Annotated in this window: 14 protein-coding genes and 3 pseudogenes; 12 read left to right on the forward strand and 5 right to left on the reverse strand. The window is 70.0% G+C overall.

The annotated features are described in order from the left end of the window. Window positions 1-61: 61 nt before the first annotated feature. From B1L07_01365 to B1L07_01375, 3 genes are all read right to left on the reverse strand, one after another. Window positions 62-3,181 (reverse strand): acriflavin resistance protein, encoded by a 3,120-nt coding sequence (locus B1L07_01365; protein ID AUZ56393.1) that lies wholly within the window; start codon window positions 3,179-3,181, stop codon window positions 62-64. Further along, entirely contained in the window at window positions 3,178-6,414 is a 3,237-nt protein-coding gene (locus B1L07_01370; protein AUZ54003.1) for an acriflavine resistance protein B, read from the reverse strand. Before B1L07_01370 ends, B1L07_01365 begins: the two co-directional genes overlap by 4 nt. Before the next feature lie 158 nt (window positions 6,415-6,572). Further along, complete coding sequence (locus tag B1L07_01375; protein AUZ54004.1) at window positions 6,573-7,826, reverse strand: efflux transporter periplasmic adaptor subunit; 1,254 nt, start codon at window positions 7,824-7,826, stop codon at window positions 6,573-6,575. A 209-nt stretch (window positions 7,827-8,035) separates the two neighbouring features. On the opposite strand from B1L07_01375, the gene B1L07_01380 reads away from it, so the two are divergent. The 7 genes and pseudogenes from B1L07_01380 to B1L07_01410 all read left to right on the forward strand — a co-directional run bounded on the left by B1L07_01380 (window position 8,036) and on the right by B1L07_01410 (window position 16,689). After that, window positions 8,036-9,352, forward strand: a complete 1,317-nt coding sequence (locus B1L07_01380; GenBank protein AUZ54005.1) for an N-acyl-L-amino acid amidohydrolase — start codon at window positions 8,036-8,038, stop codon at window positions 9,350-9,352. A 209-nt stretch (window positions 9,353-9,561) separates the two neighbouring features. Next, a complete protein-coding gene (locus tag B1L07_01385; GenBank protein AUZ54006.1) occupies window positions 9,562-10,374 on the forward strand; it encodes an NADPH-dependent 7-cyano-7-deazaguanine reductase QueF in 813 nt (270 codons plus the stop codon). Window positions 10,375-10,476: 102 nt separating this feature from the next. After that, window positions 10,477-10,761, forward strand: a pseudogene (locus B1L07_01390) (peptidoglycan-binding protein LysM). Between the two features lie 58 nt (window positions 10,762-10,819). Beyond that, complete coding sequence (locus B1L07_01395; GenBank protein AUZ54007.1) at window positions 10,820-11,308, forward strand: hypothetical protein; 489 nt, start codon at window positions 10,820-10,822, stop codon at window positions 11,306-11,308. A gap of 300 nt (window positions 11,309-11,608) precedes the next feature. Beyond that, complete coding sequence (locus tag B1L07_01400; protein ID AUZ54008.1) at window positions 11,609-13,834, forward strand: isocitrate dehydrogenase (NADP(+)); 2,226 nt, start codon at window positions 11,609-11,611, stop codon at window positions 13,832-13,834. 208 nt (window positions 13,835-14,042) lie between these two features. Further along, window positions 14,043-15,761, forward strand: a complete 1,719-nt coding sequence (locus B1L07_01405; protein AUZ54009.1) for a bifunctional isocitrate dehydrogenase kinase/phosphatase — start codon at window positions 14,043-14,045, stop codon at window positions 15,759-15,761. Window positions 15,762-15,819: 58 nt separating this feature from the next. Next, window positions 15,820-16,689 carry a protein tonB gene (locus B1L07_01410; protein ID AUZ54010.1) on the forward strand — a complete coding sequence of 290 codons (870 nt, stop codon included), beginning with the start codon at window positions 15,820-15,822 and terminating at the stop codon, window positions 16,687-16,689. A 74-nt stretch (window positions 16,690-16,763) separates the two neighbouring features. On the opposite strand, the pseudogene B1L07_01415 reads toward B1L07_01410, so the two are convergent. Next, window positions 16,764-18,493, reverse strand: a pseudogene (locus tag B1L07_01415) (transcription termination factor Rho). Between the two features lie 221 nt (window positions 18,494-18,714). Further along, the gene (locus tag B1L07_01420; protein ID AUZ54011.1) at window positions 18,715-19,044 is read right to left on the reverse strand and encodes a thiol reductase thioredoxin; all 330 of its coding nucleotides are present in this window, start codon (window positions 19,042-19,044) and stop codon (window positions 18,715-18,717) included. Between the two features lie 197 nt (window positions 19,045-19,241). Between B1L07_01420 and B1L07_01425 the strand changes: the two genes are divergently transcribed. The 5 genes and pseudogenes from B1L07_01425 (at window position 19,242) to B1L07_01445 (ending at window position 24,257) form a co-directional block, all read left to right on the forward strand. Continuing rightward, window positions 19,242-20,921, forward strand: a complete 1,680-nt coding sequence (locus B1L07_01425; GenBank protein AUZ54012.1) for an ATP-dependent RNA helicase RhlB — start codon at window positions 19,242-19,244, stop codon at window positions 20,919-20,921. Between the two features lie 96 nt (window positions 20,922-21,017). Further along, window positions 21,018-21,704 (forward strand): cell division ATP-binding protein FtsE, encoded by a 687-nt coding sequence (locus B1L07_01430; GenBank protein AUZ54013.1) that lies wholly within the window; start codon window positions 21,018-21,020, stop codon window positions 21,702-21,704. Continuing rightward, window positions 21,701-22,678 carry a cell division protein FtsX gene (locus B1L07_01435; GenBank protein ID AUZ54014.1) on the forward strand — a complete coding sequence of 326 codons (978 nt, stop codon included), beginning with the start codon at window positions 21,701-21,703 and terminating at the stop codon, window positions 22,676-22,678. Before B1L07_01430 ends, B1L07_01435 begins: the two co-directional genes overlap by 4 nt. Before the next feature lie 7 nt (window positions 22,679-22,685). After that, window positions 22,686-23,528, forward strand: coding sequence for a histidine kinase (locus B1L07_01440; protein ID AUZ54015.1), 843 nt, complete (start codon window positions 22,686-22,688; stop codon window positions 23,526-23,528). After that, window positions 23,525-24,257 (forward strand): annotated as a pseudogene (locus B1L07_01445) (uracil-DNA glycosylase). The gene B1L07_01440 and the pseudogene B1L07_01445 overlap by 4 nt, the downstream one beginning before the upstream one ends. The last annotated feature ends 5 nt before the right edge of the window (window positions 24,258-24,262 follow it).

A 24,262-nucleotide genomic window follows, 5' to 3' on the forward strand; every position in this document is an offset into this window, starting at 1 on the left:
GTGCCAGGCAGGGACGTTCCCGGCTACGTTCCAGCGGAACGTAGCCCCGTGCCGGAGACGATCAGGCCCGTGCGATCCGCCGCTGGCCCTTGCGCTCGCGGCGGCGTGCGCGCCAGCCGCGCCAGTGCTGCTGCAGGCAGGAGAAGATCACGTACAGCGCCGGGGTGCTGAGCAGGGTCAGGCTCTGCGAGATCAGCAGGCCGCCGATCATCGCGATGCCCAGCGGGCGGCGCAGTTCCGAGCCTTCGCCCAGGCCGATCGCCAGCGGCAGCGCCGCCAGGATCGCGACCATCGTGGTCATCATGATCGGGCGGAAGCGCACGATGCTGGCCTCGCGCACCGCTTCGGCCGGCGACCTGCCGTGTTCGCGCTGCGCCACCAGGGCGAAGTCGATCATCATGATCGCGTTCTTCTTGACGATGCCGATCAGCAGCACCAGGGCGATGGTCGAGATCACCGACAGGTCGGTATTGGTCACCCACAGCGCCAGCAGCGCGCCCATGCCGGCGGCCGGCAGGGTGGACAGGATCGTCACCGGGTGCACCAGGTTCTCGTACAGCATGCCCAGCACGATGTAGACGGTGGCGATGGCGGCGATGATCAGCATCAGCATCGCCGCCGGGTCCAGCGCCTGGCGGAAGCCGCCGGGTTCGGCCTGGCGGATGTCGCCGGGCATGCGCAGGCCGTCGATGGCGGCCTTGACGATGGCGTCGCCCTCGCCACTGCTGACCCCGGGCGCCAGGTTGTAGCTCAGGTCCATCACCGTGTACTGGTTCTGGTGGGTCACCTGCGACGGCGCCAGCCCGGGTTCCTGGTGGGCGAAGGCGGTCAGCGGGATCATCTGCCCGCTGCTGGAGCGCACGTACACGTCGTCGATGGCCGCCGGGCTGCCGGTCTGTTCCGGCAGCGCGTTGACCACCACGCCGTACTGGTTGAGATCGGCGTAGATGGTGGAGATCTGGCGCTGGCCGAAGGCGCCGTACAGCGCGCCGTCGATCGCGCCAATGCTCACGCCCAGGCGCGAGGCCTTCTCGCGGTCGATGACGATCTTCTGCATCAGCCCGCCCTTGTCCACGTCCGAGCCGACGTCGCGCAGCTTCGGGTTCTGCTTCAGCACCTCGACCAGCTTGGGCAGCCATTCGGCCAGTTGCGCGGCATCGTTGCCCTGCAGGGTGACGCGGTTCTGCGCGCCCTGGCCGCCACCGCCGCCACCGTCGGACGGCAGGTCCTGGATGGCGCGCAGGCGCACGTCCAGGTCCGGGAACTGCGCCGCCTTGGCGCTGAGCCGGGCCACCACCAGGCTGGTCGGCTCGCGCCGGCCCTCGGCCATGGTCCTGAGCTCGATGTTGAACTGCGCGCTGCTGCCCTGGCGGCTGGAGCCCAGCCGCGAGCCGACCATCTTCACCGCCGGGTCGGCCAGGAACATGTCGCTCAGGCGCCGCTGCCGCTGGCTCATCTCGGCGAACGACACCGTGGCGCTGGAGCTGGCGCGGCCCCAGATCAGGCCGGTGTCCTGCTCGGGGAAGTTGCCCTTGCCGACCGCGCCGGCCAGGTAGAACGTGGCCACGATCAGCAGCAGCGGGGTGAGCGCCAGCAGCAGCGCATGGCGCAGCGAGAAATCCAGCGCCACCGTGTACACCTTCAGCATGCCGCCGTGCACGCGGTCGAGCAGGCGGTGCATGCGCGATTCGCGCACGTGCGCCGCGTGCGGCTGCAGGAAGCGCGCGCACAGCGCCGGGGTCAGGGTCAGCGACACCAGCGCCGACACCATGATCGCCGCCACCAGGGTCAGGGTGAACTCGCGGAAGAACGCGCCGAGCATGCCCTGGGCGAAGATGATCGGCAGGAACACCGCCACCAGCGAGGCGGTGATGGAGACGATGGTGAAGCCGATCTCGCGCGCACCCGCCATCGCCGCCTGCAGGCGCGGCATGCCGGCGTCCAGGTGGCGCATGATGTTCTCGATCACCACGATGGCGTCGTCGACCACGAAACCAATGGCGATGACCAGCGCCAGCAGGGTCAGGTTGTTGAGGGTGAAACCCAGCACCATCATCACCACCGCCGCGCCGGCCAGCGACAGCGGCACGGTGACCGCGGCGATCAGCGTCGGCGCCAGCCGGCGCAGGAACAGCGCCATGGTCAGCACCACCATCGCCAGGCTGATCATCAGGGTGATCTGCACCTCGGCCAGCGACGCGCGGATGGTCGGGGTGCGGTCGAAGTAGGGGGTGAGCGTGGTGCCGGCATCGAGATGGCTGGACAGCGCCGGCATTTCCGCCTTGACCCGGTCCACGGTCGCCACCAGGTTGGCGCCGCTGCGCAGGTACACGTACATCAGCACGCCGCGCTTGCCGTTGAACCAGGCCGCCTGGAACGCGTCCTGCTGGCCGTCGTAGACGGTGGCGATGTCCTTCAGCCGCACCACCGCGCCGTCGTGGCTGGCGATGGCGATGTTGGCGAAATCGGCGGCCCTGCGTACCTGGTCGTTGAGGACGATGGCGGTCTGGCTGCGGCCGTCGTCGAGGAAGCCCAGCGGCGAGGCCACGTTGGCCGCGCGCATGGCGTTGCGCAGGTCGTCCGGGCTCAGCCCCAGCGCGTTCATCGCGCGCAGGTTGAGGTCCACGCGCACCGCCGGGGTCGAGGCGCCGGCGATGTCCACCTGCGATACCCCCGGCAACTGGCGCAGGCGCTGCGCCAGCAGCGAATCGGCCAGGTTGTAGAGCTGCGCGACCGACTGCGTGTCCGAGGTCAGCGACAGCGCGATCACCGGGTCGTCGTTGGGGTTGGCCTTCTGGTAGGTGGGCGTGTTGATGCCGGCCGGCAGGTCGGCCATGGCGGCGTTGATCGCCGCCTGCACGTCCTGCGCGGCGGCGTCGATGTCGCGGCTGGTGTCGAACATCAGGAACACCATGCTGCGCCCGTCGCTGCTGCTCGAGCGCATGGTGCTGATGCCCGGCACCTGGCCGAGGTGGCGTTCCAGCGGCGCGGTGACGGTGGCGGCCATGGTGTCGGCGTCGGCGCCGATGTTGCTGGCCTGCACGAAGATCACCGGGATCGACAGGTTCGGCAGCGCCGCCACGCCCAGCCGCAGGTAGCAGAGCAGGCCGGCGAAGAACAGGCCGATGGCCAGCAGGCTGATGCCGATCGGGCGCTTGATGAAGGGCGCGGAGATGTTCATGCCGTGCGCTTGCCGGCGGCCTGCAGGCGTGCGGCCGCGCGCTGCTCGCGGCGCCGCGCGGCCCACTCGGAGAACCGCTCGAAGTACAGGTAGATCACCGGCGTGGTGTACAGCGTGACCAGCTGCGACAGCAGCAGGCCACCGACGATGGCCACGCCCAGCGGGCGCCGCAGCTCCGAGCCGATGCCGGTGCCCAGCGCCAGCGGCAGCGCGCCGAGCATGGCCGCGGCGGTGGTCATCATGATCGGGCGGAAGCGCAGCAGGCAGGCGCGGCGGATCGCGTCAAAGGCATTCATGCCGGCGCGCTGCGCGTCCAGCGCGAAGTCGATCATCATGATCGCGTTCTTCTTGACGATGCCGATCAGCAGCACGATGCCGACGATGCCGTCCACCGACAGGCTCATCCCGCACAGGTACAGCGCCAGCAGCGCGCCGACCCCGGCCGGCGGCAGGGTGGAGATGATGGTCAGCGGATGGATCCAGCTCTCGTAGAGCACGCCGAGCACGATGTAGATCACCGCGATGGCGGCCAGCAGCAGCATCACCACGTCGGTCTGGCTGCTGGAGAACTCGGCCGCGGTGCCGACGAACTGCGCCTGCATCTGCGGCGGCAGCTGCAGCGCGGCCACGGCCTTGTTGATCGCCGTCACGCCCTCGGACAGCGAATAGCCCGGGGCCAGGTTGAACGAGATCGTCGCCGACGGCAGCTGCTGCTGGTGGCTGACGACCAGCGGCGCGGTGCCCGGGGTGGCGGTGGCGATGGCCGACAGCGGGATGCTGCCGCCGGCGCCCAGCGCGATGCCGGTGTTGCTGTTGCCGATGCCGGTGGCGGTGGAGGAGTTGCTGGAGCTGACCTGGCCCAGGGTGGTGGCGTTGCTGCCGGTGAGCGCGCCGCTGCCGTTGCTGCCGATCGCCAGCTGGTTCATCAGCGCGTCGGCGGTGCGGAACTCCGGCGCCACCTCCAGCACCACGCGGTACTGGTTGAGCTGGGTGAAGATGGTGGAGATCTGGCGCTGGCCGTAGGCGTCGTACAGGGTGTCGTCGATGGTCTGCATCGGCACGCCGTAGCGGCTGGCCTTGTCGCGATCCACTTCCACGTGCAGGGCGCGGCCGTGGTCGGCCAGGTTGTTGTCGACGTCGGCCAGCTCCGGCAGGCGGCGCAGCGCGTCGGTGACGCGCGCGGCCTGCTCGGCCAACTCCCGGCTGTCCATGTCCGACAGCGAGAACTGGTAGGCGGTGGCGGCCACGCGCGTGTCCAGGGTCACGTCCTGCACCGGCTTGAGGTACAGCGCGACGCCGGGGATGTGCGCGGCGGCGGCCTGCAGCCGCGGCAGGATCGTGTCCAGGCTGCCGCGCTCGCCGCGATCCTTGAGCACGATGTTCAGCTGGCCCTGGTTGAGCGTGGGGTTCATCGAGCCGGCGCCGATGTAGGCGGCCACGCCGGTCACCGCCGCGTCCTGGCGCAACGCCTCGGCCACCGCCTGGGTGCGCTGCTGCATCTGCTCGAAGGCCACGTTCTGGTCGGCGATCACCACGCCGGTGATCATGCCGGTGTCCTGGTCGGGCAGCAGGCCCTTGGGAATGGCGATGTACAGCAGCACGGTCAGCACCACCGAGCCCAGGGCGATGCCCAGGGTCATGCGCTGGTGGCGCAGCACCCAGTCCAGGCTGGATTCGTACAGGTGCACCAGCCGCGACCACGCCGTCACCTTGCCCTGCGCGGCGGCGCGCTCGTGGGCATCGTCGCCCTCGGGCAGGGCGTCCGGCTTGAGCAGGTAGGCGCACATCATCGGGGTGAGCGTCAGCGAGATCAGCATCGAGATCGCCACCGCGATCGACAGCACCCAGGCGAACTCGTGGAACAGGCGGCCGGTGACGCCGGGCATCAGGATCAGCGGCAGGAACACCGCGATCAGCGACACGGTCAGCGACAGCACGGTGAAGCCGATCTCCCTGGCGCCGGTTTCGGCGGCATCCTGGCCGTCCTTGCCCTGCTCGATGTAGCGCACGATGTTCTCGATCATCACGATCGCGTCGTCGACCACGAAGCCGGTGGCCACGGTCAGCGCCATCAGCGACAGGTTGTCCAGCGACATGCCGGCGAACGCCATCACCCCGAAGGTGCCCAACAGCGACAGCGGCACCGCCACCGAGGGGATCACCGTGGCCCACAGCCGGCGCAGGAACACGAAGATCACCGCCACCACCAGGCAGATGGTCAGGATGAGGGTGAACTGCACGTCGTGCACCGAGGCGCGGATGGTGACGGTGCGGTCGGAAAACACGTCCAGCTTCACGTCCGCCGGCAACATGCCCTGCAGGCCGGGCAGGATCTGGCGGATGCTCTCCACGGTCTTGACGATGTTGGCGCCGGGCTGGCGCCGCACTTCCAGCAGCACCGCCGGCTTGCCGTCGGCCCAGGCCGCGATCTGGTCGTTCTCCACCCCGTCGACCACGCTGGCCACGTCGCGCAGCCGCACCGGCGCGCCGTTGCGGTAGCGCACGATGATGTCGTTGTAGTCGGCCGCGTCGCTGAGCTGGTCGTTGGTGGACAGCGTGTAGCTCTGGGTCTTGCCGTTGAGCGAGCCCTTGGGCGCGTTGACGTTGGCCTGGGTCAGCGCGCTGCGCAGGTCTTCCAGGGTCATGCCCATGTTGGCCAGCTGCGCCGGGTTGGCCTGGATGCGCACGGCCGGGCGCACGTTGCCGGCGATCGACACCAGGCCGACGCCGTCCACCTGCGACAGGCGCTGCGCCAGCACCGAGTCGGCCAGGTCGTTGACCTCGCGCAGCGGGCGCGTGTCCGAGGCCAGCTTGAGGGTCAGGATCGGCGCGTCGGCCGGATTCACCCGGTTGTAGACCGGCTGGTACGGCAGCGAGCCGGGCAGGGTGGCCTGGCGGATCGCCGCCTGCACGTCCTGGGCGGCGGTGTCGATGTCGCGCTCCATCGAGAACTGCAGCACGATCGTGGACAGGCCGGCCGAGGAGTCGGAGGTCATTAGGTCCAGGCCGGAGATCTGGCCCAGCTGCCGCTCCAGCGGCGTGGTCACCAGCGAGGCCATGGTCTGCGCGCTGGCGCCGGGGTACTGCGTGGTCACCACCAGGCTGGGCGCTTCGATCTCGGGCAGGGCCGAAACCGGCAGGCGCTGGTAGCCGAGGATGCCGAGCAGCATCAGCCCGACCATCAGCAGCGAGGTGGCGATGGGGCGGCGGATGAAGAGAGTCGAGAAGCCCACGGTCGATTCCTGTGGTGAGAGTGTGCGCGGCGCGGGGCGGTCAGTGCCTGCCCCAGCTCCGGCCGCGCGCGTCGCGTGCACCGCACCGGGTGTTCACGCGTGCATAGGGAGCCGGTGCCCGCGCGGCGCCGTCGCGCGCGGCAGGCAGCGGCCGCGCCTCAGCGCGGGCCACGACCGCCCCGGCCGCCGCCGCCGCCACGCTTCTCGCTGGCGGCCTTGAGCTGCGCCTCGGTCGGTGCCGGCGGCGCCTGCCCCGGCTGCAGCGGATTGACCGCGACGCCTTCCTTGAGCCGGAACTGGCCTTCGGTCACCACCTTGTCGCCCGGCTGCAGGCCCTTGCTGATGACCACGTGGCTGTCGTCGACCTGGCCGCCCTGCACCACCTCTCGCAGGGTGACGGTGTTGTCCGGCTTGATCAGGTAGACGAAGTCGCCGGTGCTGCTGCGCTGCACCGCTTCGGCTGGCACCACCACCGCGTCGGGCAGCTCGTCGAGCTTCATGCGCACGTTGACGAACTGGCCCGGCCACAGCGCCTGGTCGGCGTTGGGGAACTCGGCGCGCAGGCGGAAGGTGCCGCTGCTGGCGCTGATCTGGTTGTCCACCACCTGCAGCCTGCCGTCGGCGTTGACCACGCTGCCGCCGGCGCGGTCCAGCGTCGCGGCTTCCAGCGGTCCCTTGCCCTGCGCCGCGCGCACCGCCTCCAACTGCTGCTCGGGCAGGTTGAACAGCACGTAGATCGGCTGCAGCTGGGTCAGGGTGACGATCGCCGTACCGGCGCTGACCACGTTGCCGGGGTCGACCGCGCGGATGCCGGCCACGCCGTCGATCGGCGAGACGATGCGGGTGTAGCCCAGCTGCACCCTGCTCTGGTTGGCGCTGGCCTGGGCCGCCGCCACCGCGGCCTGGTACTGCGCGACCTGGTTGCGCAGGGTAGTCAGGTCGGTCTGCGCCACGTACTGGCGGTAGGCCTCGGAATTGGAGCGTTCGTAGTTGGACTGGGCGGTCGCCAGCAGGGCCTGGTTCTGGCGCTGGCTGGCGATGGCCTGGTCGTACTGGGCCTGGAAGGTGCGCGGGTCGATCCGGGCGAGCAGGTCGCCCTTCTTCACCGTCTGCCCTTCCTTGAAGTCCACGCTCAGCAGCTCGCCCCCCACCTGCGGGCTGACCGTGACCGTGTTGTAGGCGGCCACCGTGCCCTGCGCGGTGACATACACCGGCACGTTCCTGCGTTCGGCCGCCACCGCGGTGACCGGCACCGGATCGCGTGCCTTGTCGCCGCCGCCCCGGCCTCCCGGGCCGCCTGCGGTTGGTGCCGCGCCCCCGGCCTGCCTGCCGCCCCCCATCATCCGGTAGCCGATTCCCGCCACCAGCAGGACGGCGATGACGAGCAGCACGATCTTCCAGAAACGCGACATGCAAAAACTCCCGGGGAACCGATGGGCGAAGGGGCGGGCACAACGGCGCAGAGCATAACGCCGGGCCATGACAGCGGCTGCATGACCGATGGGCCACGCGCTCTGACCGGCAAGGGGGGTGAACGGTTCCGCGCGGCATCGGTTGACACTCGTCGCCCCGGTTCGTTTGCCCTACATTCACCTCTCGATTGCCGACGAGGAATGCCTGGATGATCCGCAAGACCGTTGTGTTGACCGCGCTGGCGTGCGCCTTGGCCCCTGCGGCCGCGCTGGCCGGTGATGCCCAGCGCCCCGAGGTCGCGGCCGCCGCCGCGCGCCTGCAGCACCAGGTGGTGGAGTGGCGCCGCGACTTCCACCAGCATCCGGAGCTGTCCAACCGCGAAGCGCGCACCGCCGCCAAGGTCGCCGAACGCCTGCGCGCGATGGGCCTGCAGCCGAAGACCGGGGTGGCCGTGCACGGCGTGGTCGCGGTCATCAAGGGCGGCCTGCCGGGCCCCAAGATCGCCCTGCGCGCGGACATGGACGCACTGCCGGTGACCGAGCAGACCGGGCTGCCGTTCGCGTCCACCGCCACCGCCGAGTACCGCGGCGAGAAGGTCGGGGTGATGCACGCCTGCGGCCACGACGCCCACACCGCCACCCTGCTCGGCGTGGCCGACGCGCTGGTAGCGATGCGCGACACGCTGCCCGGCGAAGTGATGCTGATCTTCCAGCCGGCCGAGGAGGGCGCGCCGCCGCCGGAGCAGGGCGGTGCCGAGCTGATGCTCAAGGAAGGGCTGTTCAAGGACTTCAAGCCGGAGGCGGTGTTCGGCCTGCATGTGTTCTCCAGCGTCCAGGCCGGGCAGATCGCCGTGCGTGGCGGCCCGCTGATGGCCGCGTCGGACCGCTTCGCCATCACCGTCAACGGCCGCCAGACCCACGGCTCGGCGCCGTGGAACGGCATCGACCCGATCGTCGCCGCCTCCGACCTGATCGGCACCGCGCAGACCATCGTCAGCCGCCGCGCCAACCTGTCCAAACAGCCGGCGGTGCTGACCTTCGGCGCGATCAAGGGCGGCATCCGCTACAACATCATCCCCGACGCGGTGGAGATGGTCGGCACCATCCGCACCTTCGACCCGGACATGCGCCGACAGATCTTCGCCGACCTGCGCAGCGTCGCCGAGCACACCGCGGCCGCGCACGGCGCCAGCGCCACCACCGACATCTACGAGAAGGACGGCAACCCGGCCACGGTCAACGATCCGGCGTTGACCGCGCGCATGCTGCCCAGCCTGCAGGCCGTGGTCGGCAAGGACAATGTCTACGAGCCGCCGTTGCAGATGGGCTCGGAGGACTTCTCGCTGTACGCGCAGCAGGTGCCGGCGATGTTCTTCTTCGTCGGCTCGACCGGGCAGGGCATCGATCCGGCCACCGCGCCCAGCAACCACTCGCCGAAGTTCCTGCTCGACGAGACGGCGCTGGACGTCGGCCTGCGCGCGCTGCTGCAGGTGTCGCTGGACTACCTGCACGGCGCCCGGGGCTGAGCCGCGGCGGTTACCGGCAACGGCGGGCGGCCGCACAGCCGCCGCCCGCCTGGCCGTGGCGCCGGGCCAGGGCCCGGTGGCGCGCGCGCCTGCGTGCCCCGGGGAAGGCGGCTGCGGCCCGGCCCTCCCGGCCAGCACCCGGCGGCGCTGGCACCGGCGTCGATGCTTGGTGCAGGCAGGGCTCACCCGGCACCCCCTACAATCCGCGCATGAATACCCCCCACGATTCCAGCCTCGGCCGCGAGGTCGCCTATCCCTCGCAGTACGACCCGGGCCTGCTGTTCCCGATCCCGCGCGCCACCGCCCGCGCCGCGATCGGCCTGGATGCCACCTTGCCGTTCGTCGGCCAGGACCGCTGGCATGTCTATGAGCTGGGCTGGCTGGACAGGCGCGGCAAGCCGTGCGTGGCGACCGCGACCCTGTGGGTGCCGGCGGCCTCGCCGCACCTGGTCGAATCCAAATCGCTCAAGCTCTACCTGAACTCCCTCAACGCGGCGCGCTTCGACAGCGCCGACGAGGTGCGTGCGCGCATCGCCGCCGACCTGTCCGCCTGCGCCGGGGCCGCGGTCACGGTCGAGTTCGGGCTGCCGCCGGTGGCCGACGCCGAAGGCCACAGCATCGATGGCCTGGACCTGGACATCGACCACTATGGTCCGCCGCAGGCCGGCTTCCTGCATGCCGATACCGGCGAGGCCGTCGCCGAGACACTGGTCTCGGCACTGCTCAAGTCCAATTGCCCGGTCACCGGCCAGCCCGACTGGGCCAGCATCAGCATCCGCTACGCGGGCCCGCGGATCGACCGCGGCGGCCTGCTGCGCTACCTGGTCAGCTACCGCGACCACGCCGAGTTCCACGAGCAGTGCGTGGAGCGGATCTTCCTCGACCTGATGCACCACTGCGGCTGCCATTCGCTGGACGTGGAGGCGCGCTACACGCGCCGCGGCGGGCTGGACATCAACCCGCGCCGGTCGACCCCGGACCTAGCCGCCGGCCACCGGCCGTTGCGCGACCCGCGCCAGTAGGCCGGGCCGCCCGCACCGGGTACACGCCGGCTTTACGCCGGCGCGATGGTTCCTTAACGCGGCCGGTGCAATGGTGGCACCCAGCCGAGGAGGAACGACCCGATGAGCAATGACAAGAAGGCCGATTTTTCGGACGTGACGTCCACGGTGGACAGCACCGCCACCGTCGCGCCGAAGGCTGATTTTTCCGATGTGACCGCGCGGGTGGATTCCACCGCGCAGATCGCCGGCGGGCAGCAGTACACCGTGCAGAAGGGCGACAGCCTGTCGCGCATCGCCAAGCACCTGCTGGGTGATGCCAATGCCTGGAGGCAGATCTTCGAGGCCAACCGCGACGTGCTTTCCGACCCCGACAAGATCTTTCCCGGGCAGACCCTGACGATTCCCCGCGCCAGGGTTGAGGCCGCCAGGCCCGGTGCCTTTTCCTCCCATTCCGGAGCATCCCATGAAGAAGACTTCACTCAGCAGTGTCCTGATGATCACCCTGGCCGGCACCCTGGCCGTGGCCGGCTGCAAGAAGCAGGAAGAGACCGCGCCGCCGCCGATGGAAAGCACCCCGGCGCCGGCGCCGATGAGTGAACCGGCACCGCCGCCGGCGGCCGCACCGGCGGTCAGTGTCACCTCGGTCACCGTCGGCACCACCGCGGCGGCGGACAAGTCGGTGGCGCCGGTGGCCATGGTCGGCGGCAAGGACAAGATCATCGTGTCGGTGAAGACCGACGGCGCCGCGACCAACGCCACCCTCGGCGTGAAGCTCACCTACCAGGACGGGCAGGTGGCCGGCGAGCAGACCGCAACGCTCACCGCCACCGGTGCCGAGACCACCAACGTCGAATTCAGCAAGGCAAGCGCATGGCCCGCCGGCAAGTACCGCGCGGACGTGACCCTGGACGGCCAGCCGGCCGGCACCACCCAGGAGTTCGAAGTGAAGTAGCAAGCGGCATCACCTGTCGCCCCTCTCTCCCGACAGGTGCAGGCCATGGGCGCAGTCGCAGGACTGCGCCCTTTTTTATGGCCGCATGCGCGGTGGCCGTGCCAGCGCGGCGTCGGCGTCGCTGCGCGCCCGCGCCGCGTCGCCACGCGTCCGGCTGATGCCCGCCCCATGCGCCGATGCCATGTGCCGGCGCGGCGGCGCACTGCCGCAACCGTACCGGCCCGTTTTGCCCGAACCGTCGCGACGCGCGACAATGCAGTGCTGACTACCCGCATTTACTTCCGACGGAAACCATCCCCCATGTCCGATACGCCGAAGATCATCTACACGCTCACCGACGAAGCCCCGTTCCTGGCGACGCAGTCGCTGCTGCCGATCATCGATGCGTATGCCACCACCGCCGGCATCGCGGTGGAGACCCGCGACATCTCGCTTTCCGGCCGCATCCTGTCGCAGTTCCCGGACTACCTGCAGGACGGGCAGAAGATCAGCGACGACCTGGCCGAGCTCGGCGAGCTGGCGACCCGGCCGGAAGCCAACATCATCAAGCTGCCCAACATCAGCGCCTCGGTGCCGCAGCTCAAGGCCGCGATCAAGGAGCTGCAGGACCAGGGCTACGCGCTGCCGAACTACCCGGACGCGCCGGCCGACGACGTCGCCCGCGACATCAAGGCGCGCTACGACAAGGTCAAGGGCAGTGCGGTGAACCCGGTGCTGCGCGAAGGCAACTCGGACCGCCGTGCGCCGCTGTCGGTCAAGAACTACGCGCGCAAGCACCCGCACCGCATGGGCGCGTGGAGCAGCGACTCGAAGTCGCACGTGGCGCACATGGACGACGGTGATTTCTACGGCAGCGAGAAGTCGGCCACGCTGGCCGCCGCCGGCAGCCTGAAGATCGAGCTGGTGCAGGACGATGGCCGGACCGTGGTGCTCAAGGAGAAGACCGCGGTCAAGGCCGGCGAGATCGTCGACGCCTCGGTGATGTCGCGCCGCGCGCTGGCCGCGTTCGTCGCCGCGCAGATCGCCGACGCCCGCGCCCAGGGCGTGCTGTTCTCGCTGCACCTGAAGGCGACCATGATGAAGGTCTCCGACCCGATCATGTTCGGCGTGGTGGTCGAGGAGTTCTACAAGGACGTGCTGGGCAAGTACGCCGCCGAGCTCAGGCAGGCCGGCTTCGACCCGAACAACGGCATCGGCGACCTGTACGCGCGGCTGCCGTCGCTGCCGGAAGCCACCCAGGAGGCGATCAAGGCCGACATCGCCGCCGAGTACGCCAGGCGCCCGGCGGTGGCGATGGTCAACTCCGACAAGGGCGTCACCAACCTGCACGTGCCCAGCGACGTGATCGTTGACGCCTCGATGCCGGCGATGATCCGCGACTCCGGCCGCATGTGGAACGCCGAGGGCAAGCTGCAGGACACCAAGGCGCTGATCCCGGACCGCTGCTACGCCGGCGTCTACCAGGCGGTGATCGAGGACTGCAAGGCGCATGGCGCGTTCGACCCGGCGACCATGGGCAGCGTGCCCAACGTCGGGCTGATGGCGCAGAAGGCCGAGGAGTACGGCAGCCACGACAAGACTTTCCAGATCCCGGCCGATGGCACCGTGCGCGTCAGCGACGACGCCGGCAACGTGGTGTTCGAGCACAGGGTCGAGGCCGGTGACATCTGGCGCATGTGCCAGACCAAGGACGCGCCGATCCAGGACTGGGTCAAGCTGGCCGTCAGCCGCGCGCGGCTGAGCAACACCCCGGCCGTGTTCTGGCTGGACGCCAACCGCGCGCATGACGCGCAGGTGATCGCCAAGGTCGAGAAGTACCTTAAGGACCACGATACCCAAGGCCTGGACATCCGCATCCTGTCGCCGGTGGAAGCGACGACGTTCTCGCTGGAGCGCATCCGCAGGGGCCAGGACACCATCTCGGTGACCGGCAACGTGCTGCGTGACTACCTGACCGACCTGTTCCCGATCCTGGAGCTGGGCACCAGCGCCAAGATGCTGTCGATCGTGCCGCTGATGGCCGGTGGCGGCCTGTTCGAGACCGGCGCCGGCGGTTCGGCACCCAAGCACGTGCAGCAGTTCGTCGAGGAGGACTACCTGCGCTGGGATTCGCTGGGCGAGTTCCTGGCCCTGGCCGCCTCGCTGGAACACCTGGCCCAGCGCTACGACAACACCGCCGCCGCGGTGCTGGCCAAGGCGCTGGACCAGGCCAACGGCATGTTCCTCGACAACGACCGCTCGCCGGGCCGCAAGCTCGGCACCATCGACAACCGCGGCAGCCACTTCTACCTGGCCATGTACTGGGCGCAGGCGCTGGCCGCGCAGGACGAGGACGCCGCGCTGAAGGCCAGGTTCGCGCCGCTGGCCCGGGCGCTGGCCGACAACGAGCAGAAGATCGTCGAGGAGCTGGTCGCGGTGCAGGGCAAGGCCGTGGACATCGGCGGCTACTACCGCCCGGACCTGGGCAGGACCAGCCGCGCGATGCGCCCGAGCGCGACCCTCAACGCCGCGCTGGCCGCGCTCTGATCGCAGCCGCCACGGCCGTTTGAGCCGAAGCCCGCATCGCCGCGCGATGCGGGCTTCGTGCTTCATGGTGCCGCGCATCCCCGCAACGTGGCGGGCGGCCGCGCGCTGGCGGCCGGGCACCCCTGTTGCCTGCGCGGCGGTGGCCGGGACACGCGCGCTGGCGCGGTGCGGTAGGGTGGTGGCCGGCGCCCCCCACTCTCCACTGCCGATGCCTGCCACCGAATCCGCCCACGCCATCGCCCGCTGCATCCGCGACGGCTTCGAGGACTACCACGCCCGCTTCGCTGCCATCACCCGGCGCGCGCGCGGGCGCTTCGAGCAGCGCGACTGGGCGGCGGCGCGCCAGGACGCGGTCGAGCGCATCGCGCTCTACGACCTGTGCGTCGGCGAGTGCATGGCGCGCCTGCAGGCGATCGCGGGCAGCCGGCCCGGCCGCGATGCGTGGGCCCGGGTACGCACGGCCTTCGCCGCGCTGGTGGAAGGGCAGATCGACGGCGAGCTGTACAAGACCTTCTACAACACCCTGACCCGGCGCCTGTTCGCCACCCGCGGGGTGGACGATGCCATCGAGTTCATGGCACTGGAGATCGAGCCGTCCGATGCCATCACCCATCCGGTGGCGCGCCATGTCTATACCGTTTCCGAGGCGCGCCCGGCCGAGGCCTTCGAGCGCGTGCTGGCCGACTACCGTTTCGACGTGCCCTACCGGCACCGCCTGCGCTGCGCCGCGGCCATCGCCGTGCGCCTGCAGGACGACCTGGCGCACTGGGGGCCGAACCCGGTGCGCGCCATCGAGCTGCTCGATACCGTGTTCTACCGCGAGCGCCGCGCCTACCTGGTGGGGCGCGTGTTCGGCGAGCACCGCTTCTCGCCCTGCGTGATCGCGCTGGTCAACGACGGCGACGACGGCCTGCGCGCGGAGGCGGTGCTGAGCCGGCGCCGCGACGTGGCCCACCTGTTCGGCGTGTCGCGCAGCTATTTCCAGGCCGACCTGCCCACCGTCGCCGATGCGGTGGTATTCCTGCGCAGCCTGCTGCCCGGCAAGCCGGTGGACGAGATCTACACCGTGCTGGGCCGCGCCAAGCAGGGCAAGACCGAGCGCTACCGCACCTTCTTCCGCCATTTCCAGCAGCATCCGGACGAGCGCCTGGTACCGGCGGAGGGCACCCCGGGCATGGTGATGGCGGTGTTCACCCTGCCCAGCTACCCGCTGGTGTTCAAGCTGATCCGCGACCGCTTCGCCTGGCCCAAGACGGTCAGCCGCCAGGACGTGGAGGACCGTTACGCGCTGGTGTTCAACCTGGACCGCATCGGCCGGCTGCTGGATGCGCAGCCGTACCGCCACCTACGCTTTCCGCTGGCGCGCTTCGCCCCGGCGCTGCGCCAGGAGCTGCTGGAGAGCTGCGCGCGCAGCGTGCGGGTCGAAGGCGATGACCTGGTGATATCGCTGTGCTACGTGCAGCGGCGGTTCCGCCCGCTCAACCTGTACCTGCGCGAACAGACTCCCCAGGCCGCACGCGCGGCGGCGCTCGACTATGCGCAGGCCATCACCGACATGGCGCGCAACGACATCTTCCCCGGCGACATGCTGCTGAAGAACTTCGGCGTCTCGCGCCACGGCCGCGTGGTGTTCTACGACTACGACGAGCTGTGCCGGGTCGGTGACTGCACGTTCCGCGAGTGGCCACAGCCGCGCGATGCCGCCGAAGCCCTGGCCGCCGAGCCGTGGTTCCACGTCGCGCCCAACGACGTGTTCCCCGAGCGCTTCCCGTTGTTCATGGGCCTGCCGCGGCCGCTGATGGAGGCGGTGCGCGAGGCGCACGGGGAGCTGTTCGATCCGCGCTGGTGGCGCGGCCTGCAGGCCGCCTTCGCCCGCGGCGAGTTTCCCGATACCCCGCCCTACCCACGCGCACTGCGGCTGGCGTGAACATCGCCGCCGGAAGCGCTACAGTCGCGTTTTGGACATGGAGTGCAGGGAGAGCGTCATGCTGACGTCGTTGCGTCGCGGGGCAGTGCTGGCCGCGTTGCTGTTGGTGGCCGTTGCCGCGTCGGCCGCCGGGCCCGGGGCCGTGCGCAAGCAGGCCGAGATGGCCATGCAGCTGTCCGGGCAGATCGACATCGCGCCCGATGGCAGCGTGGAAGCGGTGCGGCTGGACCAGCAGGATCGGCTGAGCGCGGAGCTGTCACGTTTCGTGCGCAGCTCGGTGATGGGCTGGACCTTCGTGCCGGTGGTCCGCGACGGCAAGCCGGTCGCCGCGCGTTCGCCGTTGATGCTGCGCCTGGTCGGCAAGAGGCTGGAAGACGGCGGCACCGAGGTGGCCATCCGCAGCGCCACTTTCCAGGCCTACGATCCGCAAAGCAGGAGCGCGGTCACCGCCTTGAAGATGACGCCGCCAAGCTACCCGCGTTCGATGTACGAGGTGGGGGCGCAGGGCAATGTCTACCTGGTCGTCAGGGTCGGGCGCGATGGCCGGGTCGAGGATGCATACGTGGAACAGGTCAACATGACCGTGGTGGCCAGCGAAGGCCAGATGCGCCGGTTCCGCCAGGTGCTGGGCGGCAATGCGCTGGCCGCGGCGCGCAAGTGGGAGTTCCGCGTACCGGTTGAAGGCGAGGACGTGGATGCGCCGCACTGGAATGTGCGCGTGCCGGTGCGCTATGCGGTGGTCGACCAGGGCCGATCGATGCCAGATGAGTACGGCACGTGGCAGGCCTACATCCCCGGACCGCGCGAGCGCGCGCCGTGGATCAGCGACGAGGACTGGGAGAACGGCTCGGACGCACTGGCTGATGGTGGCGTCTACATGGCCGGCCGCGGTGGCGGACCGAAGCTGCTGACGCCGCTGGAAGGCTGAGCGCGCCGGCTGCATCCGCCACGAAAAAGCCCCGCGTTCGCGGGCTTTTTCGTTACAGCCGATCCGGCGGGGGATCAGCGCTTCATCGAACCGAAGAACTCGTCGTTGGACTTGGTGTTCTTCATCTTGTCCAGCAGGAATTCCATCGCCGCGATTTCGTCCATCGGGTGCAGCAGCTTGCGCAGGATCCAGATCTTCTGCAGCAGCTCCGGCTCGATCAGCAGGTCTTCGCGGCGGGTGCCGGAACGGTTGATGTCGATGGCCGGGTACACGCGCTTCTCGGTGATGCGGCGGTTCAGGTGCACTTCGCTGTTGCCGGTGCCCTTGAACTCCTCGTAGATCACCTCGTCCATCTTCGAGCCGGTTTCCACCAGCGCGGTGGCGATGATGGTCAGCGAGCCGCCCTCCTCGACGTTGCGCGCGGCGCCGAAGAAGCGCTTCGGGCGGTGCAGGGCGTTGGCGTCGACGCCGCCGGTCAGCACCTTGCCGGAGCTGGGCACGACGTTGTTGTAGGCGCGGGCCAGGCGGGTGATCGAGTCCAGCAGGATCACCACGTCCTTCTTGTGCTCGACCAGGCGCTTGGCGCGCTCGATCACCATTTCGGCCACCTGCACGTGGCGTGCGGCCGGCTCGTCGAAGGTCGAGGAGACCACTTCGCCGCGCACCGTGCGCTGCATTTCGGTCACTTCTTCCGGGCGCTCGTCCACCAGCAGCACGATCAGGTGCACTTCCGGGTGGTTGGTGGTGATGGCCGTGGCGATCTGCTGCATCATCATCGTCTTGCCCGCCTTTGGCGGGGAGACGATCAGCGCGCGCTGGCCCTTGCCCTGCGGCGCCATCAGGTCGAGGATGCGGCCGGTGATGTCCTCGGAAGAGCCGTTGCCGCGTTCCAGGGTGAAGCGCTTGCGCGGGAACAGCGGGGTCAGGTTCTCGAACAGCACCTTGTTCTTCGACGCTTCGATCGGCTCGCCGTTGATGGTGTCGACGATGTTCAGCGCGAAGTAGCGCTCGCCATCCTTCGGGAAGCGGATGCGGCCGGCGATGTGGTCGCCGGTGCGCAGGTTGAAGCGGCGGATCTGGCTGGGCGAGATGTAGGTGTCGTCCGGGCCGGCCAGGTAGCTGGCCTCGGCGGCGCGCAGGAAGCCGAAGCCGTCGGGCAGGATTTCCAGCACGCCATCGGCGGCCACGCCCTCGCCATGGCGGGTCAGCACCTTGAGCAGGGCGAAGATCACGTCCTGCTTGCGGGCACGGGCCACGCCGTCGGTGATCTGCAGCTGCTCGGCGATTTCCAGCAGCTTGTGCGCCGGCATCTTCTTCAGATCGCTCAGCGAATAGACCGGGAAGCCTTCCGGCACCGAAGGGTGCGGGCGCGGTACGAAGGTCTCGTTGCCGTTGTCGCCGGGCAGGCCGTCGTCGCGGAAGCGGTCGCGGTTGCGCTCACGGCGGTTGCGGAAGCGGTCGCGGCGATTGCCCTGGCCCTGACCCTGGCCTTGCTGGTTCTGCGGGTTCTGCTGGCCGTGGCGCTGGGCGTTGTTGTTGCCGTCGCCGCCGCGCGCCTCGCCACCCTCCTGGCCGGCGGACGGGGTGCCGGCCGGCGCGGGCGCCGGGGCGTCGTTGCCGGGGCCCGGGGTCGCAGGAGCGGGGGAACTGTCGCCGGCCGGCAGCGGCAGGGCGGACTGGGCCGGGGGGAAGCGGGGCTGCTGCTGTCGGCGGCCTCGGCGGCCTTGGCGACACGCGGCTTGCGCACGCGCTTCTCGACGGGCGCGTCGGCGCTCCCGGTTTCGGAAGGAGTGTTCTCGGACAAGTGCTTGATTCCTCTCGCTGACGTGCGAGCGCCTGACAGGGCGGCGAACTGGTTGGGAATGATCCGGACGAGAACCCGGCCGGAGGGTGCGGCAGGCGAACGCTGCCGGATGCGGCGACACTAACACCGCCGCGCACGGCGGTGCAAGGTGGCGGGAAACGCCCGTTGGGCCGCGGTAAGGGCGGCCCGGAGCCGGCGGCCAGGCCGCCGGCGGGGAGGGGTCAGGCCAGCGCCTTGTCGATCATCTGGCTCAGCTGGCCCTTGCCGACGGCGCCGATCTGGGTGGCCTGGATCTGGCCATCCTTGAACAGCAGCAGCATCGGGATGGAGCGCACGTGGTACTTGACCGCGGTGGCGCGGTTGTCGTCGACGTTGAGCTTGGCGATCTTCAGCTTGCCGTCGTAGGCGTCGGCCAGTTCGTCCAGCACCGGCGAGATCATCTTGCACGGGCCGCACCATTCGGCCCAGAAGTCCACCAGCACCGGGGTGTCGGACTGCAGCACGGCGGCGTCGAAATCGGCATCGCCGACGTGTAGAACCTTATCGCTCACTTGAGGAGTCTCCTGGGGCAATGCGACGGCCCATGCCGGGTTGGCTGCCGCATTGCGCTAAACTGGGGCATTGCGCGGACCCAAAGGCTTGGCCTTGCGTCGCGCGACCCGGCGCAGGGGCCGCAGTGTGCGACGGTGCCCGATACGATGCAAGCCGCCCGGCCAACCTGGCCGGCTGGCACTACCAAGACCAAATAATGAGCGACAAACCGCTGACTGATGTGACTTTTTCCTCCTTCGAGCTGCAACCGGCGCTGTTGGCCGGACTCGAGGGAGCCGGATTCACCCGCTGCACCCCGATCCAGGCATTGACCCTGCCGGTGGCCCTGCCGGGCGGCGACGTCGCCGGCCAGGCGCAGACCGGCACCGGCAAGACGCTGGCCTTCCTGGTGGCGGTCATCAACCGGCTGCTGAGCCGGCCGGCGCTGGCCGACCGCAAGCCGGAGGACCCGCGCGCGCTGATCCTGGCGCCGACCCGCGAGCTGGCCATCCAGATCCACAAGGACGCGATGAAGTTCGCCTCCGATTCGGGCCTGCGCTTCGCCCTGGTCTATGGCGGTGTCGACTACGACAAGCAGCGCGAGCTGCTGCAGAAGGGCGTGGACGTGATCATCGCCACCCCGGGCCGCCTGATCGACTACGTCAAGCAGCACAAGGTGGTCTCGCTGCATGCCTGCGAGATCTGCGTGCTGGACGAAGCCGACCGCATGTTCGACCTGGGCTTCATCAAGGACATCCGCTTCCTGCTGCGGCGCATGCCCGAGCGCACCACCCGCCAGACCCTGCTGTTCTCGGCCACCCTCAGCCATCGCGTGCTGGAGCTGGCCTACGAGCACATGAACGAGCCGCAGAAGCTGGTGGTGGAAACCGACAACATCACCGCTGACCGTGTGCGCCAGCGCATCTACTTCCCCTCCGACGAGGAGAAGCTGCCGCTGCTGCTGGGCCTGCTCTCGCGCAGCGAGGGCGCGCGCACCATGGTGTTCGTCAACACCAAGGTGTTCGTCGAGCGCGTCGCCCGCGCGCTGGAGAAGGCCGGTTACCGCGTCGGCGTGCTGTCCGGCGACGTGCCGCAGAAGAAGCGCGAGAGCCTGCTCAACCGCTTCCAGAAGGGCCAGCTGGAAATCCTGGTCGCCACCGACGTGGCCGCGCGCGGCCTGCACATCGACGGCATCAAGTACGTCTACAACTACGACCTGCCGTTCGATGCCGAGGACTACGTGCACCGCATCGGTCGCACCGCGCGGCTGGGCGAGGAGGGCGACGCGATCAGCTTTGCCTGCGAACGCTATGCGATGAGCCTGCCGGACATCGAAGCCTACATCGAGCAGAAGATTCCCTCCGAGCCGGTCACCAAGGAGCTGTTGACCCCGCTGCCGCGCCCGCAACGCGCGGCACCAGCCGAGGGCGAAGAGAACGAAAGCGTGGGCGCGATCTTCCGCGAGGCGCGCGAAGCCCGTGCTGCCGAGGAAGAGCGCCGCGGTGGTGGCCGCAGCGGTGGGCGTTCCGGCGCCGGCCGTGGCGAGCGCCGCGATGGCGATCGCAAGCCGCGTGGCCCGCGCAAGCCGCGCGTCGAGGGCGAGCAGGGAGCGGCCGCGGCCGAACCCGCCGCCGCTCCGCGCCCGCCCCGCCCGCCGCGTGCCGAAGGCGCGCCGGAGGCCGCGGTGGAAGGCGAGCGCGCGCCGCGCAAGCGTCGCCGTCGTCGCCACGGGCGTCCGGTCGAGGGCGCCGAAGCCGCCGTCGCCGCGCCCGCGGTTGCGGCCGGCAACGGCCCGGTGCAGGTGCCGGCCACGCCGATGCGCGCGTCCGGCAATGACAGCGACTCGTTCCTGACCCGCCTGGGGCGCAAGATCCGGCGGATGCTGTCGGGCGATTGATCGAGCGCGCCGGCGCCTGGCCGGCGCCGTTGTCGTTCCGCGCCCGCGCCCGGCAGCGCGATGCACGCCGCGCTCCGGCTCCGGCATAATCGCCGCATGAGCGTCCTGCGTTTCGACAATGTCAGCAAGCACTACGCGGGCGGCCACCAGGCGCTGGTGGACGTCAGCTTCGAGGTGGCGGCCGGCGAGATGCTGTTCGTCACCGGCCATTCCGGTGCCGGCAAGAGCACCTTGCTGAAGCTGATCCATCTCAGCGAGCGCCCGACCCGTGGCGCCGTGCTGTTCGGCGAGCGCAACCTGCTCAAGGTGCGCGGCGGCAAGGTGGCGCTGCACCGTCGTGAAGTCGGCGCGGTGCACCAGGACCACCGCCTGCTGATCGACCGCAGCGTCGGCGAGAACGTGGCATTGCCGCTGATCCTGCGTGGCGACCGTCGCGCCGACACCGGCAAGCGGGTGCGCTCGGTGCTCGAGCGCATGGGCCTGGGCCATCGCGAGAAGGCGCTGCCCACGCAGCTGTCGGCCGGCGAACAGCAGCGCGTGGGCATCGCCCGCGCGATCGTCGCCGAACCCAGGCTGCTGGTGGCCGACGAGCCGACCGGCAACCTCGACCCGACCCTGGCCGCGGAGATCATGGCCCTGTTCGCCGAACTGCCCGGGCGCGGCACCAGCGTGCTGGTGGTCAGCCACGACCTGCCGCTGCTCAAGCGCATGCGCAAGCGCGTGCTGATCCTGGACCACGGTCGCCTGGTGGACGACATCTCGCCGCAGGACCTGGCCGAATGAGCAGCAATCCGGACAACAAGGACGCCGCGGGCAAGGCCGCCGCGCATGCCACGCCCGCGCCGTCGCGGCTGCGCGTGTGGTTCGCCCACCACCTGCACAGCGTGGTCTTCAGCCTCGGTCGCGCGCTGCGCAAGCCATGGGCGACGGTGCTGACCGTGGCGGTGATGGCGCTGGCCCTGGCGCTGCCGCTGGGGCTGTCGATCGCGCTGGACAACCTGAAGCTGTTCGCCGGCAGCGTGCAGCAGTCGCGCGACATCAATCTGTTCCTCAAGCCGGAAGTCGACGGCGCCACCGCGCAGGACGTGGCCGCGGGCCTGCGCTCGCGTGCCGACGTGGCCGGCGTGGTGCTGCGTACGCCGGACGAAGGCCTGGCCGAACTGCGCCAGAGCGCGGGGCTGGGCGAGGCGATCGACGCACTCGGCGAGAACCCGCTGCCGACACTGCTGATCGTCACTCCGGCCGGGGACCAGGACATGGCCCTGGCCAGCGCGCTGCAGGCGCTGCCGCAGGCCGACCTGGTCCAGCACGACGCACTGTGGCGCCAGCGCCTGGACGCCTGGCTCGGCTTCGGCACGCGTCTGGTGCAGGTGCTGTCGCTGCTGCTGGGGCTGGGCGCGGTGCTGGTGGTCGGCAATACCGTGCGCCTGGACATCCAGGCGCGGCGCGAGGAAATCGGCGTGCTGCAGCTGCTGGGCGCCAGCGACGGCTTCATCCGTCGCCCCTTCGTCTACCTGGGCGCCTGGTACGGCCTGGGCGCGGGCGCATTGGCGCTGGCGCTGGTGGGTGCCTGCGGCCTGGCCCTGCGCCCGCCGCTGGCCGCGCTGACCGGCAGTTATGGCAGTACCTTCACCCTGCATGGGCTCGATGCCCTGCATTCGGGGCTGGTGCTGCTGGGGACGGTGATCCTGGGGTGGCTGGGGGCGTGGCTGGTGACCGGGCACTTCCTCAGGCAGACTCGCCCGACCGATACCTGACACGCGCATGTCCACGCACGAACTCAAGCATCTGATCAGCGACGCCCCGCGGGTGATGGTGGTCGATGGCTCAAAACTGGTGCGCAAGCTGATCTCCGATGTGCTGCAGCGCGAGCTGCCGGACGTGGAGGTGGTGGGCTGCGCCGGCATCGAGGAAGCGCGCGCGGCGCTGGCGACCGGCCCGGTGCACCTGGTCACTACCTCGCTGGCCTTGCCCGACGGCGATGGCCTGGCGCTGGCGCGCAGCGTGCGCGAGGCGGCCGGGCAGGCCTACGTGCCGGTGATCGTGGTATCCGGCGATGCGCAGCGCCACCTGGAGCAGCGCCGCTTCAACGAGTTCGTCACCGACTATTTCGACAAGGCGCTGGGCCACGAGGCGCTGGCGACCTTCATCCGCGGCTACGTGCAGCCCGAGCCGGTGCCCGGCGCGACCGTGCTGTATGTCGAGGACAGCCGGGTGGTGGCCGAAGCCACCAAGCGCATGCTCGAGCGTCACGACCTGCACGTGGTGCACGTGCTCACCGCCGAGGATGCGTTTTCGCTGCTGACCGCCGAGTCGCTTGGGCGCACCACCCGGCGCATCGACCTGGTGCTCACCGACGTCACCCTCAAGGGCGAGCTCAACGGCCGCGACGTGGTCGAGCGCGTGCGCATCGACTTCGGTTACGGCAAGCGCCGCCTGCCGGTGCTGGTGATGACCGGCGACAGCAACCCGCACAACCAGTCCGCGCTGCTGCAGGCCGGTGCCAACGACCTGGTGCAGAAGCCGATCGAGGAGCGCCTGCTGGTGACCAAGGTGCTGTTCCAGCTGCGCCTGACCCGGCTGGCGCAACCGGCCGTGGCGCTGTGAGCGCAGCGCCGAACATCCAGCTCGAGCCGGGCTGGAAGGCGCGTATCGGCGACTGGCTGCTGCGCCCTGACATGCGCGAACTGGCGGCCTTCCTGCGCCAGCGCAAGGCCGCCGGGGCGCGGGTGTTCCCGCCGGGGCCGCAGATATTCGCCGCGTTCGACGCGACCCCGTTCGAGCAGGTGAAGGTGGTGGTGCTCGGCCAGGACCCGTACCACGGCGCCGGCCAGGCCCATGGCCTGTGCTTTTCGGTGATGCCGGGGTGCCGGTGCCGCCGTCGCTGCTGAACATCTACAAGGAGCTGGAAGGCGACGCCAGCGTCGCGCCGCCGTTCCAGCGCCCGGACCACGGCTGCCTGCTGCCGTGGACGCGGCAGGGGGTGTTGCTGCTCAACGCCGTGCTGACGGTCGAGGAAGGCCGCGCCGGCGCCCACCAGGGCAAGGGCTGGGAGGGCTTCACCGACCACGTGGTCGATATCCTCAACCGCGAGCGCGAAGGCCTGGTGTTCCTGCTCTGGGGCAGCTACGCGCAGGCCAAGGGCAAGGTCATCGACACCCGCCGCCACCGCGTGCTGAAGGCGCCGCATCCTTCGCCGCTGTCGGCCCACCGCGGCTTCCTCGGCTGCCGCCATTTCTCCCAGGCCAACGAGTACCTGGTCCGCCGCGGACAGCGGCCGATCGACTGGCGCCTGCCCCCCGCGCGGCGCTGGACGCCCAGCTCGCCGGTGGCTGAACGCT

The sequence above is a fragment of the Stenotrophomonas acidaminiphila genome (assembly GCA_002951995.1).
In the GTDB taxonomy this organism is placed as follows: domain Bacteria; phylum Pseudomonadota; class Gammaproteobacteria; order Xanthomonadales; family Xanthomonadaceae; genus Stenotrophomonas; species Stenotrophomonas acidaminiphila_A.